The sequence below is a fragment of the Streptomyces sp. NPDC015532 genome (assembly GCF_043078065.1).
GTDB lineage: Bacteria > Actinomycetota > Actinomycetes > Streptomycetales > Streptomycetaceae > Streptomyces.
The window spans coordinates 349,267-365,090 of sequence record NZ_JBIBSY010000005.1; the positions used below are offsets into that span (position 1 = coordinate 349,267).

The following is a 15,824-nucleotide window of genomic DNA, read 5'->3' on the forward strand; positions in this document are numbered from 1 at the left end:
AACACGGGCCGGGAGTGTTCAGTTCCCGGCCGACAGCGAGGCCAGTGCCCCCGACACCAGGGTCCGTACGCCCGGCGCGACCGTGGACAGGTCGGGGGCGAAGTGCGGACTGTGATTGCTGGGCACGGCCGCGAGCCGGGTCATGAGGTCGTCGCCGCCCGGGGCGGCGTTCCAGACGTCGGCCGGGGTGCTGGTCACGAACCAGTAGGAGTAGGGGATACGGCCGGCCGCGAGCCGCGGGAAGTCCTCGCTGCCCATGGCCGGACCGGGGTCGAGGATCGTCCCGGCGCCGAAGACCTCGCCGTGCACCGCGGCGATCCGGCGGTCGGTCTCGGCGTCGTTGACGGTCACCGGGAAGTCGTTGCCGACGGTGACCGTGGGCTCGGCCGGGCAGCCGGCCGCCGCGCACTCGCCCGCCGCGACGCGCCGCACGGCGGCGATCATCCGTTCCCGCACGTCCTGCGACTGCGTGCGCAGGTTCAGGGAGATCCGGGCCTCGGACGGGATGATGTTGTGCCGGGTGCCGGCCTCGATCCGTCCCACCGTCAGCACGGCGGAGTCCCGGGCCGCGATCTCCCGGCTGACGACCGTCTGGAGCCGCGTCACGATGTACGCGGCCGTCACCACCGGATCGACGGTCGCCTCGGGCCGCGAACCGTGCCCGCCCCGCCCGTGCACGACGATGTCGATGTCGGTCGCGGCGGACATGATCAGGCCCGGAGAGTGCGCGTACAGCCCGGCGGGGCCGGGCGCCACGTGCTGGCCGAGCAGGACGTCGGCCCGCGGGAACCGTTCGTGCAGGCCGTCCGCGACCATGCGGGCCGCGCCCTCGCCGGTCTCCTCGGCGGGCTGTCCGACCAGCACCAGCGTGCCGGACCAGGTGTCCCGCCCGGCGGCCAGCGCCCGGGCCGCGCCGGCGAGCCAGGTGACGTGCAGATCGTGGCCGCAGGCGTGCATGACCCCGTCGGTCTCCGAGGCGTACGGCAGCCCGGTCTCCTCGGCCACGGGCAGCGCGTCCATGTCGGCGCGCAGCAGGACCGTGGGGCCGTCCCCGTTCCGCAGCACGCCGACGACGCCCGTACCGCCCACGCCCTCGGTCGTGTCGTATCCGGCCTTCCGCAGCCGTTCCGCGAGGGCGGCGGCCGTACGGTGTTCGCGCAGCGACAGTTCGGGATGCCGGTGCAGATCCCGGTAGAAGTCCTCCAGGGAGGGGACCGGGAGGTCGGCGGTGAGGTCCAGCGCGGTACGAGCGGCGGTAGAGGTCACCGGTTCACTGTAGGCGCCATGTTTTCCCGCCGCGGGGGATTCGCCGCTGTCGTACGACCCGGGGAGAACGCGTCACCGCCCGCGGGGAGTTACCGGTGACCGGCCGTGTGCGCGGTGGTGTGTGCGGCGGGGGCCGCTTCGGCCGCTCTCGCCGGACCGACGTTCGCCGCCGTGACCAGCGCGGCGACCGCGATGACGGCGGCCAGGAACCCTCTGGAGTAGCGCGCGGAAATACGTCGGAGCACGGTGACCTCGCAACAACAGCGGCGTATTAAGCATGCTTAATCCGGCGCTTAACGTAGAGGTTCCCGGCCTTCCGTCGCAAGAGGGCTCCGAGGTCGGACGGTAGTCAAAAGCCGGACCGGTTCAACTCGCCTTGATGGCATGCTTAGCCCATGGCGGAGCGGGACGACCCTGAGATCATCGGGCGCAGGGTGCAACAGCTGCGCACAGAACGAGGCCTGACGCAGAGACAGCTCGCGGAGCCCGTGTACACGCCCGCGTACATCTCCACGCTGGAGGCCGGCCGGGTGCGGGCCTCCGAGCCCGCGCTGCGGCACATAGCCGACCGTCTCGGGATCGCGTACGAGGAGCTGCTGACCGGGCGGCCCGCCCATCTCGCCACCGGCCTGCGGCTGCGGCTGACGGACGCGCAGCGCACGCTCTCCACCGGAGAGGCCGAGGTCGCCGCCGAGGTCTACGCGGTTCTGCTCGCGGAGGCGGAGGCCCACGGACTGGTCGCCGAGCAGGCGGCGGCGCTCCTCGGACTCGGCGAATGCGCGCTGGACACCGGGGACCTGGAGACGGCGCAGCGGCGCTTCGAGGAGTCGGAGCAGCGGATGGGGGACGCGCCGCTGCCGCAGCGGGTGCCCGCCGTACGCGGCCGGGCCGTCTCCCACTATCTCGCCGGTGAACTCCGTTACGCCTGCTACCTGTTCGAGTCCACCATCGACGAGCTCAACCGGACGGGCCTGCACGATCCCGAGGCGCTGCTTCTCCTGTACACGGGAGTCATAGGGCCCTACATGGACATGGGTGCGCACGCCCGTGCCGCCCAGGCCGCCGAGTTCGCGCTCGCCCTCGCGCCGCAGGTCCAGGACCCGGCGCTGGTGGCGCGGATGCACCGGTCGGTGGCGCGGACGATGATCGCCGAGGGGCGGATCGCCGAGGCCGACGTCTCCCTCGCCAAGGCCGCCGAGCTCTACCGGCAGCTCCAGATCCGCACCGAGCTCGCCAACTGCCACTGGATGCGCGGTTATCTGTACGCGCAGAACGGTGAACTGGAGCGTGCGGAGGATGAGTTGCGCGAGGCGCAGGCCATGCTCTCAGCGAAGCGGGCCGCGCTGTACACGAGCCAGGTCGCGGTGGAACTGGCCGACGTGCTGCACCGGCGCGGCAAGTCCGACGAGGCGGACGGGCTGCTGCGGCAGGTGCTCGGTGACCTGAGTTCCGAGCGGGGCGCCATCCACGCCGCCGCCGCGCACCGCCTGCTCGGGATCATCGCGGAGGACACCCGCGACACCGAGGCGGCGGAGGAGCACTATGTGCGGGCGATGAGCCTGCTGGAGCGGGCGGGCGCGGCGGGTGACCTGGCGGACCTGTGCCGGCTGCTGGGCGACCTGCTGCGGCGCACCGGCCGCGTGGAAGCGGCTCTGGACGCCTACCGCACGGGCCTCGGCCACCGCACCGCCCCGGGCACGACGACCCTCGGCCCCGCTCCGGCCCAGCCGCCCCTCTGAAGACCCGCGCGGGTGCGGGGCGTTCCGGTGCGGGCTGTGGGCTGCGGGCTGCCCGCCTAGGAGGCCGAGGCGCTGGCCGACGGGCGGATCTCGACCACCGCGCCCCGTTCGAGCCGGTCGTACAGCAGCTTGGCATCGGCCATGTCCAGGCCGATCCAGCCGTGGTCAGGGTCGTAGATGCCCTCGTCGTTGGACAGGGAGCCCACGTAGTCCGTTCTGCCGTCGGGCCCGGTGAGCCTGAGCGCCCAGGTGGCCCGGAAGAAGTAGCCGCTTCCGAGGCCGACCGTCTCGCCGGAGACCCTCAGGTGGGCTTCCTTCGCCGTGACCGTCATCCGGACCGTCGGGGTGTCCCCGGTCAGAGTGCCGCCGTGGACCGTCAGCCGGTGGCCGGCGACCGTGATCACCCGCTCGTCCAGATCGATCGTGGCGTCCGGTGATGCCACCGGCGCGCTCGCGGCCGGAGCGGGCTCGTGCCGTGTCCCGCCGTCCGGGCCCACCACGACCAGCGCGAGCGTGCCCGCGAGGGAGACGCCGGCCGCGGCCAGAGCCGTACGGCGGCGACGGCGGCGGCCCGTCGCCCGGTCGCGGATCTCCGCACCGGTCAGCACCGGAGGCCTCGCCGCCTCGTTCGCCAACTCACGCAGAGCGGAGGCTAGTTCATCGGGCACGGCCGTCCTCCCTCTCCCCCTTGCCGGACGCGCCCGCGAACCCGAGGGGACGTGCGGAGCCGGCCAGGTCTTCCGCCGAATCCTCCGAGAGCACCCGCGCCAGCGCCGTCCGGCCACGCGACAGCCGTGCCTTGACCGTGCCGACGGGGGCACCGGTTTCGGAGGCTACCTGCTCGACACTCAAGTCGCACAGATGGTGCAGAACGATCGCCATCCGCTGGGCTTCGGGCAGCGTTCGCAGCGCGGCCACGAGGGTGGTGCGTTCGGGGCCCGGACCCGGTGTGTGGTCGGCCGGCGGTGTGCGCCGCATGAGCTCCAGCCAGCGGCGGGCCCGGCGCCAGCGGCTCACCGCGAGCCGCGTCGCCACGGTCCGTATCCACGCCTCGGGAGCACCGTCGGCGAGGAACTCGCCCCGTCTGTCCCAGGCGCGGACGAACGCCTCCTGGACGACGTCCTGCGCCTCGCCGTGATCCCCCGTGAACGCGTAGAGCTGACCGGTCAGTCGAGGGAAGGCGGTCGCGTAGAACGCGTCGAACTCTTCCTCGGTCATGCCCCCGCCCGAATGTCCGAACTCTGGCCGTCCGTACGCGACTCGGCCGTCCCGGCCGTGCGTACAGGTCCCGTACGTCGCCCATCGAAACACACCGCGGGGGGATCACCATGACCGTGGGACGCAGGGACGGCCGGATCGTCGCGCCGCCGGACGGGTCGTCGTGCGGGGCGGCGCCAGGGGCGACGTCACCGTGCGCGGGCTGCCCGCCGCCGACCGGCAGTGGTCCGACCTGGTCCCGCAGCGCGCCGGCTCCCTGCGCCTGGCCGACCGGCTGATCAGGCTGGACGGCGGCCCGGGTACCTCGACGCGGCGCGAACTCCTGGCGGGCTGACCCGGGAGGCCGGGCGGCCTCCCGCGGCCGGCCGGAATCGCGTCGCTTGTGAAGCGGGCCTGCCCGGCGCGCGCGCCGGGCGCACGCCCCTTTCGTCTCCGCTGTGCCGACGGCCCGCGGCGCCGGGGCCGGGCCGCCCGGGACGCGCTGCCGGGGGTTGTCCGGTCCGCGACAGGCTCGCCCGGCGGACCGGTCCGCGCACCGGGAAGATCGTGGAGCCGGAGCCCCCGCGGATGACCTCGCGGAACGCGCGGGCGACCGGGCGGGGAACGCGCGAGGGGATGCCCGCACGCCGTGGCCCGTAGTCCCCGGGGAGGCCGAGTCGGAGCGGGATCGAGACCATCAAGCCCTACCGCCCGCCGGAATAGGGCCCATACTGGAATCACGATGAGTAAATCCTCCGCGCCCCGGCGCCACCTGCCCACCAGCCCCTTCGCTGCACCCGTCGTCCCCGTGGCCAAGGAGTTCAGCCTCGGAGACCGCGTCTCCCACGACCAGTACGGCCTGGGCACGATCGTCGGCGTCGAAGAGGGCATCGCGATGCTCGTCGACTTCGGCGCTCGCCAGGTCCGCGTCCTGAGCCCCTACACCCGAATGGACCGGCTCTGAACCGCACCCTCTGACACCTCCGGCCCGCGGCAGCCCCCCAACAGGTTGCCCGGGCCGCGGTGTGCCCGGGAGCCTGTCGTGTCTCAGCCCTGGGTCGGCGCGGGAGACTTCCCCGCCAGTACGTCCTTCAGGCGGCTCGCACCCGCCTCCACCGCCTGCTCGGTGGACTGGTGCTCGGTGCCCGAGAGCCCGCCGTTGGTGAGGGACAGGGCGCTGTCGCCCACCCGCACCGCCGCGAAATCGAGCGTCAGCGTGTCCGGGTCGCCCTCCAGCTGACCGCTCATCGTCACCTGGAAGCCCTGTCGGGCGTCCCCCACATCGGGCAGATGGGTCGAGACGACCTGCACCGTCTGCCGGTCGCCCTTGCCGTTGACCGCCGTGAACTCGTCACAGACGTCCGGCAGCGTCTTCAGCCACTTCAGCTGGGTGTCCAGGGCACTCTTCCCGTACGAGGCGACCTCGTAGCGCATCTGGGCGTCGTTGTCGTTGTCGTCGAAGCCGGTGACGGCACCGGCCCCCTGCGGCTTGCCCAGCAGGTCCTCCTTGTACAGGCCGTCCAGCAGCTTCTGGCACTGCGCGGCGTTCCCCTTGTCGGTGACGAAGGCCGACGCGTCGACCTTGCTCTTGAGCAGCGCGTCGTGCCAGGCCGCCACACTCTTCACCTCGTCCCACTGCGAGCCCAGGTCCGAGTTGGTGATCAGCGCCGACTGCGCCTCGGCCTCGGTGAGCGTACGCACGGAAGGGGAGGGCGAGGCCGACGCGGCGCCGGGCTCCTCGGCGACGGGAGAGGCCGGGACCGTGGAGGCGGCGGACGCGGGGGCGTGCGTAGGGCCGGAGCCGCCGCCGTCACCTCCGCCGTTCGAGCAGGCGGCCGTCGAGAGCAGCATCCCCGCGGTCAGTGCGGAGGCGAGGAGACAGGACGGACGGATCATGCGAGGGCCTCCCGAGGACGGTCCCGAGGACGGGCTGTGTCCTTCCACGCCACCACCGGCCACGGCCCCCCACCAGCGCACCGGGCCGTCCGGGTGAGAGCGGCGCGCGGATGTCACCGTGCCGGTGCCGGGTGCCCGGGCCGCCACCGGCGGGGATCTGCCAGAGTGGATGGTGATGCACGCGCACCAGGGAAGCACCATGAGCCCCACCGACCGGTTCGAAGACGACGACTACCCCGCCTACACGATGGGACGGGCGGCCGAGCTGATGGGCGCCACACCCGCGTTCCTGCGGGCCGTCGGGGAGGCCGGGCTGATCGCACCCCTCCGTTCCGAGGGCGGCCACCGGCGGTACTCCCGCAACCAGCTCAGGATCGCCGCCCGCGCCCGTGACCTCGTCGACCAGGGCACGCCCGTCGAGGCCGCCTGCAGAATCGTCACGCTGGAGGACAGCCTCGACGAGGCTCTGCGGATCAACGAGGAACTGCGCGGCTCGACACCCCAGGGCGTGTGAACGGGACGGCAGGGGCCCTCTGGTGGCGTTTTCCCGACAGGCCCCGGCATATCTGTTCCGGCCGGTACAGAATTTAGTGCACGAGCTCGCGAGGTTTCGATATTCCCCACGCCGGGGTGAGATAGTGCGCCCGCTTCGAGACGGTCGACGTGCTACTGTCGATTTCAGTTGCAGTTGTGGTTCCCAAAGGTTTTACCGGTGCATTCCGGTTGGGGCAATCATTGCGGCGACGCAGGTCCACACAGTGTGGACCTTCGAGCTTTGCCCCGAAGGAGATTTGACATGGCTACTGGCACCGTGAAGTGGTTCAACGCGGAAAAGGGCTTCGGCTTCATCGAGCAGGATGGCGGCGGCGCCGACGTCTTCGCTCACTACTCGAACATCGCCACCTCTGGCTTCCGTGAGCTCCAGGAAGGCCAGAAGGTTACCTTCGACGTCACGCAGGGCCAGAAGGGCCCGCAGGCGGAGAACATCGTCCCCGCCTAGTCTGGGACACCGGACGGCCGGCGTTCGCACCTCAGGGTGCGGGCACCGGCCGTCCGTTTTTTTGCGGCCATCGAAAATACGATGAATTTTCGGTGGCCGTTCCCCTTTTCGGCGGTGTCAAACCTGGATCGCCGATGTGGTCGCTGAGAACGGTTCGCCGGGCACGCGCCGCTACCGCACCGCCAGGACCGCGCGGACGGTCTTGCCGCCGAAGCCCGTACTGACGATCTCCAGGCTGTGCGCGAGCTGCTGGACCATCGCCAGGCCCCGGCCGCTTTCCGATTCCGTGTCCAGCGCGCCGATCCGCGGCCGTCCGGGGCTGTCGTCGTGGACCTCTACGGTCACCCGTCCGTGTCCCAGTTGCAGCCGCAGCCGGCAGCCGCTGCGGCCGTACCGCACGGCGTTGGCGACGAGTTCCGAGGCGATGAGTGTGGCGTCGTCCACCTGGTCCGCGGTCGGCGACGCGAGCCGTGGCCGTGGCCGGGTCAGAAACGCCGTCGTCAGCTTGCGGGCCCTGCCCGCCGAGACGGCCGTACGCGGCAGTGTGTACTCCACGCGGGCGGTCGGCCGGACGGTGCGCTGGTGCGCACGCATGACTGACACCTCTCTTCCCCCTCCCAGGACAACCAGCACCCGGCCGACGGCTCCGTCCCCGTCGACCGGGACCCCGCGCGAAACGGTGCGCGGCCGGTCCTGCCCCCGGGTGATGCCCCACCCGGACGGCCCGCAACCAACGTCCCGCGTCACAAAGCCGCCACGGGACGTCAAAGAACGCTCAACAGCCCTCTCGGTGACCGGAGTTCAGCAGGTGGAAGTCGTCGTGGCGAAGCCGGGCGCCACCGTGCGACCGACCAGAACCTCGTTCAACCAACTCCCGGTGGACACGCGGGGATGTCTGACAGGGTGTGGTTCATGGCGACCCTTCACAGAAAGCTGCTCGGTCTGCTTCCCCGCGTAGGGGTGCAGGTGCTGGATCTCGGATCGGGAGCCGCGGTGCTCTACCGGCGCGGAGTGCGCAGACGCGTGGCCCTGGGCAAGGGCGCCGATCTGGTGCTGCGGGGGCGGACGGCGGCCTGGAAGCAGGTGCCGCTCGGTGGCACCGGCGCCCGGCTCCTGCTCGACGAGAAGGAGGCGGCGGCCGACGAACGCAAGTTCCAGCTCTCGGCCGCGTCCTATCTCTGCGGGCAGCACGTCACCGCGCTGCTGGACAGGTACGAGGTGAACTGCGTCTTCGACGTGGGAGCCAACTCCGGTCAGTACGGACGCCAGTTGCGCCGCCTCGGCTACACCGGCCGCATCGTCTCGTTCGAGCCGACCGCGGAGGCCTTCGGAAAGCTCAGGCAGGCGGCCGAGGGGGACCCCGACTGGCAGGTGCACCGGATCGGTCTCGGCCGTGAGGACACCACCCAGTCCATCCATGTGGGCTGGAACACCATGAACTCCCTTCTTCCGCCCAGCGATTACGGCAAGGACCGCTACAAGCGCTTCGCCAAGACCCGGACCGAGGACATCGAAGTCCGCCGTCTCGACGGGATGATGGACACGGCCCTCGCCGGGATCGACGACCCCCGCCCCTATCTGAAGATGGACACCCAGGGCTACGACCTGGAGGTGTTCGCGGGCGCCGGGGAACGGGCCGAGGACTTCGTCGCCATGCAGTCGGAGGTCGCGACACTGCGGCTGTACGAGGGCAGTCCCCGCATGGGCGAGGCCATCGCCGTGTACGAGGAGCGCGGCTTCGAGATCACCGGCATGTACCCGGTGTCACGGGAGGAGGCGACCGGCCGGGTGGTGGAGTTCGACTGCGTGATGGTCCGCGCGACGGCAGTCCCGGCCGGCCGGTAGCCCATCCCCCTAAGCCGGATAGGCGTGCGTCTGGGCCGCCTTCACCGTGGCCCAGACGGGGGTGCCCGGGTGCAGGCCCAGTTCCGCCGCGGCGACCGTCGTCAGGTCGGCGGCGAGCGGGAGTTCGCCGGTGACGGCCACGCGGATCTGGTCGCCGTGCGTCTCCAGACCCGTGACGCGGCACTGCCACAGGTTGCGGGCGCTGGACCCGGTGGGGCGCTCGCGGTGGAGGGTCACGGCACCCGGCGGGAACGCCACGAACACGGGGCCGTCGAGCCGCTCGGTCGTGGTGATCGCCGGGCCCGCCTCCAGCCGTACGGTGTGTCCCCCGGCCTCGCCCCGGTAGAGGTTGAGCCCGACCAGCTGGGCGATGTAGTCGGTGCGCGGTCTGCGGGCGATGTCCGACGGCCCGCCCTCCTGGACCACCCGGCCGTCCTCGACGACCACGAGCCGGTCGGCCAGCACCATCGCGTCCAGCGGATCGTGTGTCACGAGGACGGCGACGGCCTCGAAGTCGGCGAGATGGTGGCGGAGCTGAGCCCGCACCTCCAGTCGCGTCCGGGCGTCGAGCGCGGCGAGCGGTTCGTCGAGCAGCAGCAGCCGGGGGCGGGTGGCGAGGGCGCGGGCGACGGCGACCCGCTGCGCCTGTCCGCCGGAGAGCCGGCGGGGCCTGGTCCCCGCGAAGTCGGCGAGGCCCATGCGGTCCAGCCACGCGGCGGCCTGGATCCGGGCCTCCGCCTTGGGCACGCCCTGGCAGCGCGGTCCGAAGGCGACGTTGTCGAGCGCGGACAGATGCGGGAAGAGCAGGTAGTCCTGGAAGACGACGCCGACCGGGCGGGACTCCGGCGGCGTACGGTCCAGCCGCGCGCCGTCCAGCAGCAGCCGGCCGCCCTCGGACAGCGGGGTGAGCCCGGCCAGCGCGCGCAGCGCGGTCGTCTTGCCCGCGCCGTTCGGACCGAGCAGCGCGACGACGTCACCGGGGGCGGCGGACAGTTCGATGTCGAGGTGGAACGCGCCGCGCCGGACGACGAGACGGGCGTCGAGGCCCTTGCCGGACCGCGCGGACGCCGCCTTCGGGTTCGCCCCGGTCATGACGCGATCACCTCACCCTCGTCCGCACGGCGTCCGTCGTACCCGTACCTGTGTCCGTACGTGCCCGTACCTGTGTCCGTGCCCATCCCTGTGCCCGTTCCCGTCCTTCTGTCCGTGCCCGTACCGGCGCCTGTGTCCGTCATGAGGCGGCCGTCATCCAGCAGTCCCGCAGTCCGGCGAGAACCGCGATCGACACCAGGAGCAGGACCAGACTCAGGGCGATCGCCGCGTCGGGGTCGCTCTGAAGGGCCAGGTAGACGGCCAGCGGCATGGTCTGGGTACGGCCCGGGAAATTGCCCGCGAAGGTGATCGTCGCGCCGAACTCGCCGAGGGCGCGGGCCCAGGCCAGCACCGAGCCGGCGGCGATGCCCGGCGCGATGAGGGGCAGGGTGACCCGGCGGAAGGCGGTGAAGGGGGAGGCGCCGAGGGTCATGGCGGCCTCCTCGTAGCGCGGGTCGGCCGCCCGCAGGGTGCCTTCCACGCTGATCACCAGGAAGGGCATCGCCACGAAGGCCTCGGCCACGACCACCCCGGCCGTCGTGAACGGCAGCGTGATCCCGAACCAGGAGTCGAGCAGTTTCCCGACGACGCCGTTGCGGCCGAGGGCCAGCAGCAGCGCGACACCGCCGACCACCGGAGGCAGGACGAGGGGCAGGGTGACCAGGGCCCGGACGAGTCCCCGGCCGGGGAACTCCGTGCGCGCCAGCAGCCAGGCGAGCGGCACCCCGAGCACCAGGCACACCGCGGTGGCCGCCGTGGCCGAGAACAGGGAGAGCTGGAGGGCCTGCCACACCTCGGGCTTGGACAGCTGTTCCGGCATGCTGCGCCAGGGCGCCCGTACGAGCAGCGCGACCAGCGGGAGGAGCAGGAACGCGAGCCCGACGAGGGCGGGCAGCAGCAGGGGCAGCGGTGCCCCGCCCGGCGTCCGGGCCGGTGTCCGGCCGCGCCCGCGCCGCGGCCCGCCGGTGAGGGTGGCGGCCGGGGCGCCGGAGGGGTCGGACGAGGTCACGGGATCACTCATGGCTTCAGGAGACGGGGTCCGGCGCGTCCGTTTCAAGGGGCGCGCCGCACGGGAGAGGTGCCGCGCGGCGGGCGCCGTGCGGCGGACGGCCGGGGCGCGCGCCCGAGACGGACGGGCAGGGACGGCGCGCGCCGGGACACGGCCGGTCGGAGACGGCCGGGGTCAGGACGTGGGCTGGAGGAAGCCGGCCTCCGTCAGCACCTTCTGGCCCTCCGCGGACCGCACCAGGTCGATGAACGCCTTGCCCGCCGCCGCGTTGTGCGCGTCCTTGAGCAGGGCGATCGGGTAGTCGTTGACGGCCTCGGCGGACTCGGGGAACTCCACGCCCTCCACCTTGTCACCCGCGGCCTTCACGTCGGTCTTGTACACGACCGCCGCGTCGGCCTCCTTCAGCTCCACCTTGGTCAGGGCACTCTTGACGTCCTGTTCGTAGGACACGGGGGTGAGCTTCAGCTTGCTCGCCTCCAGCGCCTTCTGCGCGGCGGCGCCGCACGGCACGGTCTTGTCGCACAGGACGACCTTGAGGCCGGGCTTGGTGAGGTCCTTCAGGGAGGAGACCTTGTCCGGGTTGCCGGGGAGGGTGGCGATCTCCAGCTGGTTGCGCACGAAGGTGGCGGGGGCGGCCGCCGTGTCGCCCTTGTCGCTCACGATGGCCATCGTCTTCGGGCTGGCCGCGGCGAAGACGTCCGCCGGGGCGCCGCCCGTGATGCTCGCGGCGAGGCTGTCGCTGCCGCCGAAGCTGAAGGTGACCTTGGTGCCCGGGTGGGCCTTCTCGAACTGCTCGCCGAGGGCCGTGAAGCTCTCCTTCAGGGAGGCCGCGGCGAACACGGTGACCGTGCCGGAGAGCTTCGACGAGGCCGACGCCTTGTCCGGCGATTCGGAGGAGTCGGAGGAGGAGCAGGCGCTCAGGGCCAGCAGCGCGGCGGCGCCGCCGCCGGCCACCTGCAGGGTCCGCGCGGTGCGGCGGGTCCGGCGCGCGGGTCGGGTCGTCACGGATCTACTCCCTCGAAGACTCTGAGGCTCGCTGAAGCCTCCGTCGTGATCCCGGGTCCTGGGCTCACGTTCTGCCATGGGCTGATCATACTTCCGCATATGCGAGTCGTAAGTCTCCTGTCGCATCGCATGAGCTGTGCCCAGGGGCTTCGGATGTACGCATGTGCGTTTGCCCCGGGTCGCCCGCGGGGTACCGTCCACCGGGAGGTGCTGTCCAGTGAGCCAGCCCCTGACACAGCCGACGCCGCCGGCTCCCCCGCTCGCCGAACTCGCTCTGACCGGTGACCTCGCCCGGCCCGCTCTGCTGACCGTTCCCGACCTGTCGGCCTGGCCCCAGCACCGGGTGCGGGTCGCCTTCGAGTGCGCCACCAGCGGGGTGCGGCATCACGGTTTCGAGGGCCCGCTGCTGCACGACGTGCTGCGCGACGCCGGCCCCCGCTTCGATCCGTCCCGTCGCAAGGACCGGCTGCGCTTCCTCATCGCGGTGGCGGGCGCGGACGGCCACCGCGCACTGCTCACCTGGGCCGAGATCGACCCCGACTTCGCGGACGCTCCGGTGCTGCTCGCGGCGGGCGTCGACGGCATCCCGCTGGACCGGGCGGGACCGCAACTGGTCCTGCCGCAGGACCGGTGCGGGGCCCGGCACATCAGTGGCATCAAGAGCATCCGGGTGGAAGGCCGGTATCCGTCCTGGCGGGCCGGCGTCCCCGGCTGACCGTCGGTGCCAGGTTCTCGGTGCCCGGTGCCCGGTGCCCGGTGCCCGGCGTTACGCGCTCGGCGTTCGGCGTTCGGCGTTCGGCGCTCGGCGTTCGGCGTTACGTGCGCGCCGCGTGGCGTCCGGTCAGGCGCGGTCGATGTGCACGTTGGTCGACTTGACCCTGGCCGTGGCCTCCACGCCGACCTCCAGGCCCAGTTCCTCGACGGCCTCCCGGGTCAGCAGGGAGACCAGCCGGTGGGGTCCCGCCTGGATCTCCACCTGGGCCGCGACATCGCCGAGCTTGACGGCGGTGACGATGCCGGGGAAGGCGTTGCGGACGGACGTGTAGGAGGTGACGCCCTCCTCGCCACCGGCTCCGGCCAGTTCCACCGAGAACGCGGCGAGGTCACGGCCCTCGATGAGGCGCCGTCCGCTGTCGTCCCGGTGGGTGGCCACCCGCCCGGCGTCCGCCCAGCGACGGGCGGTGTCGGGGCTCACGCCGAGGAGCCGGGCGGCCTGGCCGATGGTGTAGGACTGCATGGCCGCGACGATAGGCAGGTGGTCCTCGCACCTGCAAGCCGGGCGCCGGGAGCGGCGCCGGCCGTCCCCAACAGGGCGAAGGGCGCGCCCGCCCGGCAGGAGGACCCGCTCCTGAAACGCCGTTGGGGCCGTCGCTGGTCCACTCGGCCAGGGCGTCGACGCGGCGTTCGGTGACGTCGGTGTCGTGCACCCGCACCCGAACCCCCTTCTCCGCGTGCGCGCAGATGTCCGCGTCGAACCGGTCCTCCCCGGACCGCCGTTCGGTCGGTACGGGAACGCGAGGGACGGCGGGCACGTTCAGCGGGAACCCTTCGGCCGGTCCGTCCCTCCTACTGGTCGTACGCTCCCGGACGGCTCGGAGAGGAGCCTCTGTTGGCCCGTCAGCTGTCCCGCCGCAGGTTCATCGTCCACACCCTGGCCGCGTCCACCTTGATCGTCGCCGCGCCGCTCGGCTGCGACACCTCCCCGGCGGAGGGCGCCGAGCCCACCGCGGGACCTTCCGGCGTCCTGGTGACCGGCACCGACGACGAGATGCTGGTCCTGGAGGTCACCGCGGCCAACAAGGTCGTCGTCCGGCTGCCGCGGGTCGAGGTCGGCCAGGGCATCACCACCGCGGTCGCCATGATGATCGCCGAGGAACTGGACGCCCGGCTCGCCGACGTCGAGATCCCGCTCGCCGAGGCCCGGAGGAGCGGCAACCAGTTCACCGGCGGCTCGAACTCGGTCGGTTCGCTGTACGGGCCCGCCCGCGCGCTGGCCGCCACCGCACGCGCCAAGCTGGTGACCGCCGCCTCCCGGCGCTGGCACATACCCCCGAAGGCGCTGCGCACGCGGGACACCATGGTCGTGGCGCCCGACGGCCGTACGGCCACGTTCGGATCGCTGACCGAGGCAGCCGCCCGGATCCACCGGCCCGCCGTGTCCACCGACCCCAAGCCGGCCTCCCGGCACCGGGTGATCGGGCGGCCGACGTCCCGGATCGACGCGCGGGACATCGTCACCGGCAGGGCGAAGTACACCGGCGACCTGACGGTGGCCGGGGCGAAGCCGAGCGTGGTGGCCCGGCCGCCGACGCTCGGCGGGAAGGTCCGTTCGCTCGACGACCGGGCGGCCCGCGCGCTGCCCGGCGTCCACGCGGTCGTCAGGATCGAGGGCGGTGTCGCCGTCGTGGCGGACACCTTCCACCACGCCTTCAAGGCCCGGGAAGCCCTGCGGATCACCTGGTCACCGGGCCCGCTCGCCGCGCTGTCCGACGCGGACGTACGGGCCCGGCTGCGGGCCGCCGTCCCGCCGCTGGGCACCCCGCTGCTCGGCACCCGGCAGGTGGGCGGCGAGTTCGAGTTCGCCTTCGTCGGGCACGCCCCGATGGAGGTGCTGACCGCGGTCGCGGACGTACGGGAGCACAGTGCCGAGATCTGGTTCTCCTCCCAGACGCCGATGGACGCGCGCGACACGATCGCCTCGGTGACCGGGCTCCCCGCGTCGAAGGTCCGGGTCCATGTCCTGCGCGGCGGCGGCTCGTTCGGGCGGCGGCTCACGTATGACGCGGCCGTCGAGGCGGCCCTCGTCTCCAAGGCGGCCGGCCGTCCGGTGAAGCTGATGTGGAGTCGCGCAGACGACATGCGGCACGGCCGGATGCGCCCGGCCAGTCACCACCGCATCCGGGCCAGCCACGCGGGCGGCCGGGTGGTGGAGTTCACGCACATGACGGCGTCGGTGAGCGAGTCGTACGAGAAGCCGGGCGCGACCGCGCAGGGCGGTGTCACCACCACGGGCGCCCGGGCCGCCGGCCCGCTGCCCAGCGACAGCGGGCTCTACAACTTCGGCCGTGTCTCCGGGGATTCGGGATCGGTGGGGCTGGCCATGCCGCTGGGCGCCTGGCGTTCCGTGGACTCCGGGACCATGCGGACCGCGGAGGAGATCGTCGTCGACGACATCGCGCGGGCTCTTGGACAGGACCCGGTCGCCTTCCGGCGTACGACGCTGCGCGGCAAGGCGGTCAGGGCCGTGCTCGACCGGGCGGCGGAGGCCGGACACTGGGGCCGGAGCATGCCGGCCGGACAGGCTCAGGGCATGGCCGTGCACGAGGAGTACGGCTCCTGCGTGGCCTGTCTCGTCGAGATCGACTGCCGCGACCCGAAGAACCCGCGGGTCACCAAGGTCGTGATGGCCGCCGACGTCGGAACGGCCGTCAACCCGCGCGGACTCGAGGCTCAGCTCATGGGGACCGCGGTCGACGGCATCTCCACCGTGCTCACGGCCGGCCTGCACCTCGACGCGGGCGCCGTCCGCGAGGGCAGCTTCACCGACTTCCGCTGGGCTCGTCAGCGGAATGCCCCGCTGCGTTTAGAGGCGCACATCATGCCCTCCGGAGGGGAGCCCGGAGGGGCCGGCGAACTCGGTGTCCCCGCGGCGGCCGGAGCGGTGGCCAACGCCTACGCCCGTGCGACGGGGACCCGTCCCCGCCGTTTCCCGATCGATTTCTGAGACCTCGTCCCGAGGCCTCTTCCCGACCTGCTTCCGAGACCCGTTAGAGGT

General features: G+C 72.4%; 18 protein-coding genes. 8 read left to right on the top strand and 10 right to left on the bottom strand.

Annotated elements, in window-relative coordinates:
- Positions 1 to 18: 18 nt before the first annotated feature.
- Together ACF07B_RS19065 and ACF07B_RS19070 are read right to left on the bottom strand one after the other, a co-directional pair.
- Positions 19 to 1,266 carry an amidohydrolase gene (locus ACF07B_RS19065; protein WP_392179717.1) on the bottom strand — a complete coding sequence of 416 codons (1,248 nt, stop codon included), beginning with the start codon at positions 1,264 to 1,266 and terminating at the stop codon, positions 19 to 21.
- Positions 1,267 to 1,355: 89 nt separating this feature from the next.
- Positions 1,356 to 1,511, bottom strand: coding sequence for a hypothetical protein (locus tag ACF07B_RS19070; protein WP_369483559.1), 156 nt, complete (start codon positions 1,509 to 1,511; stop codon positions 1,356 to 1,358).
- A gap of 150 nt (positions 1,512 to 1,661) precedes the next feature.
- Between ACF07B_RS19070 and ACF07B_RS19075 the strand changes: the two genes are divergently transcribed.
- Positions 1,662 to 3,005 carry a helix-turn-helix domain-containing protein gene (locus tag ACF07B_RS19075; protein ID WP_392179718.1) on the top strand — a complete coding sequence of 448 codons (1,344 nt, stop codon included), beginning with the start codon at positions 1,662 to 1,664 and terminating at the stop codon, positions 3,003 to 3,005.
- A gap of 56 nt (positions 3,006 to 3,061) precedes the next feature.
- Here ACF07B_RS19075 and ACF07B_RS19080 read toward each other — a convergent pair whose 3' ends face one another.
- Both ACF07B_RS19080 and ACF07B_RS19085 read right to left on the bottom strand, forming a co-directional pair.
- Entirely contained in the window at positions 3,062 to 3,673 is a 612-nt protein-coding gene (locus ACF07B_RS19080) for a L,D-transpeptidase (protein ID WP_392179719.1), read from the bottom strand.
- Positions 3,663 to 4,223, bottom strand: a complete 561-nt coding sequence (locus ACF07B_RS19085; protein ID WP_392179720.1) for a SigE family RNA polymerase sigma factor — start codon at positions 4,221 to 4,223, stop codon at positions 3,663 to 3,665. Before ACF07B_RS19085 ends, ACF07B_RS19080 begins: the two co-directional genes overlap by 11 nt.
- A gap of 193 nt (positions 4,224 to 4,416) precedes the next feature.
- Between ACF07B_RS19085 and ACF07B_RS19090 the strand changes: the two genes are divergently transcribed.
- Both ACF07B_RS19090 and ACF07B_RS19095 read left to right on the top strand, forming a co-directional pair.
- Positions 4,417 to 4,557 carry a hypothetical protein gene (locus ACF07B_RS19090; RefSeq protein ID WP_392179721.1) on the top strand — a complete coding sequence of 47 codons (141 nt, stop codon included), beginning with the start codon at positions 4,417 to 4,419 and terminating at the stop codon, positions 4,555 to 4,557.
- 387 nt (positions 4,558 to 4,944) lie between these two features.
- A complete protein-coding gene (locus ACF07B_RS19095) occupies positions 4,945 to 5,166 on the top strand; it encodes a hypothetical protein (RefSeq protein WP_037614735.1) in 222 nt (73 codons plus the stop codon).
- Between the two features lie 83 nt (positions 5,167 to 5,249).
- Here the strand turns inward: ACF07B_RS19095 and ACF07B_RS19100 are convergent, their stop codons facing one another.
- Positions 5,250 to 6,098, bottom strand: a complete 849-nt coding sequence (locus tag ACF07B_RS19100; RefSeq protein WP_392179722.1) for a hypothetical protein — start codon at positions 6,096 to 6,098, stop codon at positions 5,250 to 5,252.
- A 199-nt stretch (positions 6,099 to 6,297) separates the two neighbouring features.
- Here ACF07B_RS19100 and ACF07B_RS19105 point away from each other — a divergent pair, with 199 nt between their 5' ends.
- Together ACF07B_RS19105 and ACF07B_RS19110 are read left to right on the top strand one after the other, a co-directional pair.
- A complete protein-coding gene (locus ACF07B_RS19105) occupies positions 6,298 to 6,612 on the top strand; it encodes a MerR family transcriptional regulator (protein ID WP_392179723.1) in 315 nt (104 codons plus the stop codon).
- Positions 6,613 to 6,894: 282 nt separating this feature from the next.
- Positions 6,895 to 7,098 carry a cold-shock protein gene (locus tag ACF07B_RS19110; RefSeq protein WP_020871138.1) on the top strand — a complete coding sequence of 68 codons (204 nt, stop codon included), beginning with the start codon at positions 6,895 to 6,897 and terminating at the stop codon, positions 7,096 to 7,098.
- A 171-nt stretch (positions 7,099 to 7,269) separates the two neighbouring features.
- Here ACF07B_RS19110 and ACF07B_RS19115 read toward each other — a convergent pair whose 3' ends face one another.
- The gene (locus ACF07B_RS19115; protein WP_369483566.1) at positions 7,270 to 7,692 is read right to left on the bottom strand and encodes an ATP-binding protein; all 423 of its coding nucleotides are present in this window, start codon (positions 7,690 to 7,692) and stop codon (positions 7,270 to 7,272) included.
- Positions 7,693 to 8,010: 318 nt separating this feature from the next.
- Here ACF07B_RS19115 and ACF07B_RS19120 point away from each other — a divergent pair, with 318 nt between their 5' ends.
- A complete protein-coding gene (locus tag ACF07B_RS19120) occupies positions 8,011 to 8,943 on the top strand; it encodes an FkbM family methyltransferase (protein WP_392179724.1) in 933 nt (310 codons plus the stop codon).
- 9 nt (positions 8,944 to 8,952) lie between these two features.
- Here the strand turns inward: ACF07B_RS19120 and ACF07B_RS19125 are convergent, their stop codons facing one another.
- From ACF07B_RS19125 to modA, 3 genes are all read right to left on the bottom strand, one after another.
- Positions 8,953 to 10,035 (bottom strand): ABC transporter ATP-binding protein, encoded by a 1,083-nt coding sequence (locus tag ACF07B_RS19125; protein WP_392179725.1) that lies wholly within the window; start codon positions 10,033 to 10,035, stop codon positions 8,953 to 8,955.
- A 139-nt stretch (positions 10,036 to 10,174) separates the two neighbouring features.
- Positions 10,175 to 11,056 carry an ABC transporter permease gene (locus tag ACF07B_RS19130; protein WP_392179726.1) on the bottom strand — a complete coding sequence of 294 codons (882 nt, stop codon included), beginning with the start codon at positions 11,054 to 11,056 and terminating at the stop codon, positions 10,175 to 10,177.
- Positions 11,057 to 11,218: 162 nt separating this feature from the next.
- Positions 11,219 to 12,049: a molybdate ABC transporter substrate-binding protein gene (gene modA, locus ACF07B_RS19135; RefSeq protein ID WP_392179727.1), complete on the bottom strand. Its 831-nt coding sequence runs from the start codon at positions 12,047 to 12,049 to the stop codon at positions 11,219 to 11,221.
- Positions 12,050 to 12,266: 217 nt separating this feature from the next.
- Here modA and ACF07B_RS19140 point away from each other — a divergent pair, with 217 nt between their 5' ends.
- On the top strand, positions 12,267 to 12,764 hold the full coding sequence (locus ACF07B_RS19140) for a molybdopterin-dependent oxidoreductase (protein ID WP_392179728.1): 498 nt from the start codon (positions 12,267 to 12,269) through the stop codon (positions 12,762 to 12,764).
- Between the two features lie 126 nt (positions 12,765 to 12,890).
- Here the strand turns inward: ACF07B_RS19140 and ACF07B_RS19145 are convergent, their stop codons facing one another.
- Complete coding sequence (locus ACF07B_RS19145) at positions 12,891 to 13,286, bottom strand: helix-turn-helix transcriptional regulator (protein ID WP_362393523.1); 396 nt, start codon at positions 13,284 to 13,286, stop codon at positions 12,891 to 12,893.
- Positions 13,287 to 13,688: 402 nt separating this feature from the next.
- Here ACF07B_RS19145 and ACF07B_RS19150 point away from each other — a divergent pair, with 402 nt between their 5' ends.
- On the top strand, positions 13,689 to 15,773 hold the full coding sequence (locus ACF07B_RS19150) for a molybdopterin cofactor-binding domain-containing protein (RefSeq protein WP_392179885.1): 2,085 nt from the start codon (positions 13,689 to 13,691) through the stop codon (positions 15,771 to 15,773).
- Positions 15,774 to 15,824: the final 51 nt, after the last annotated feature.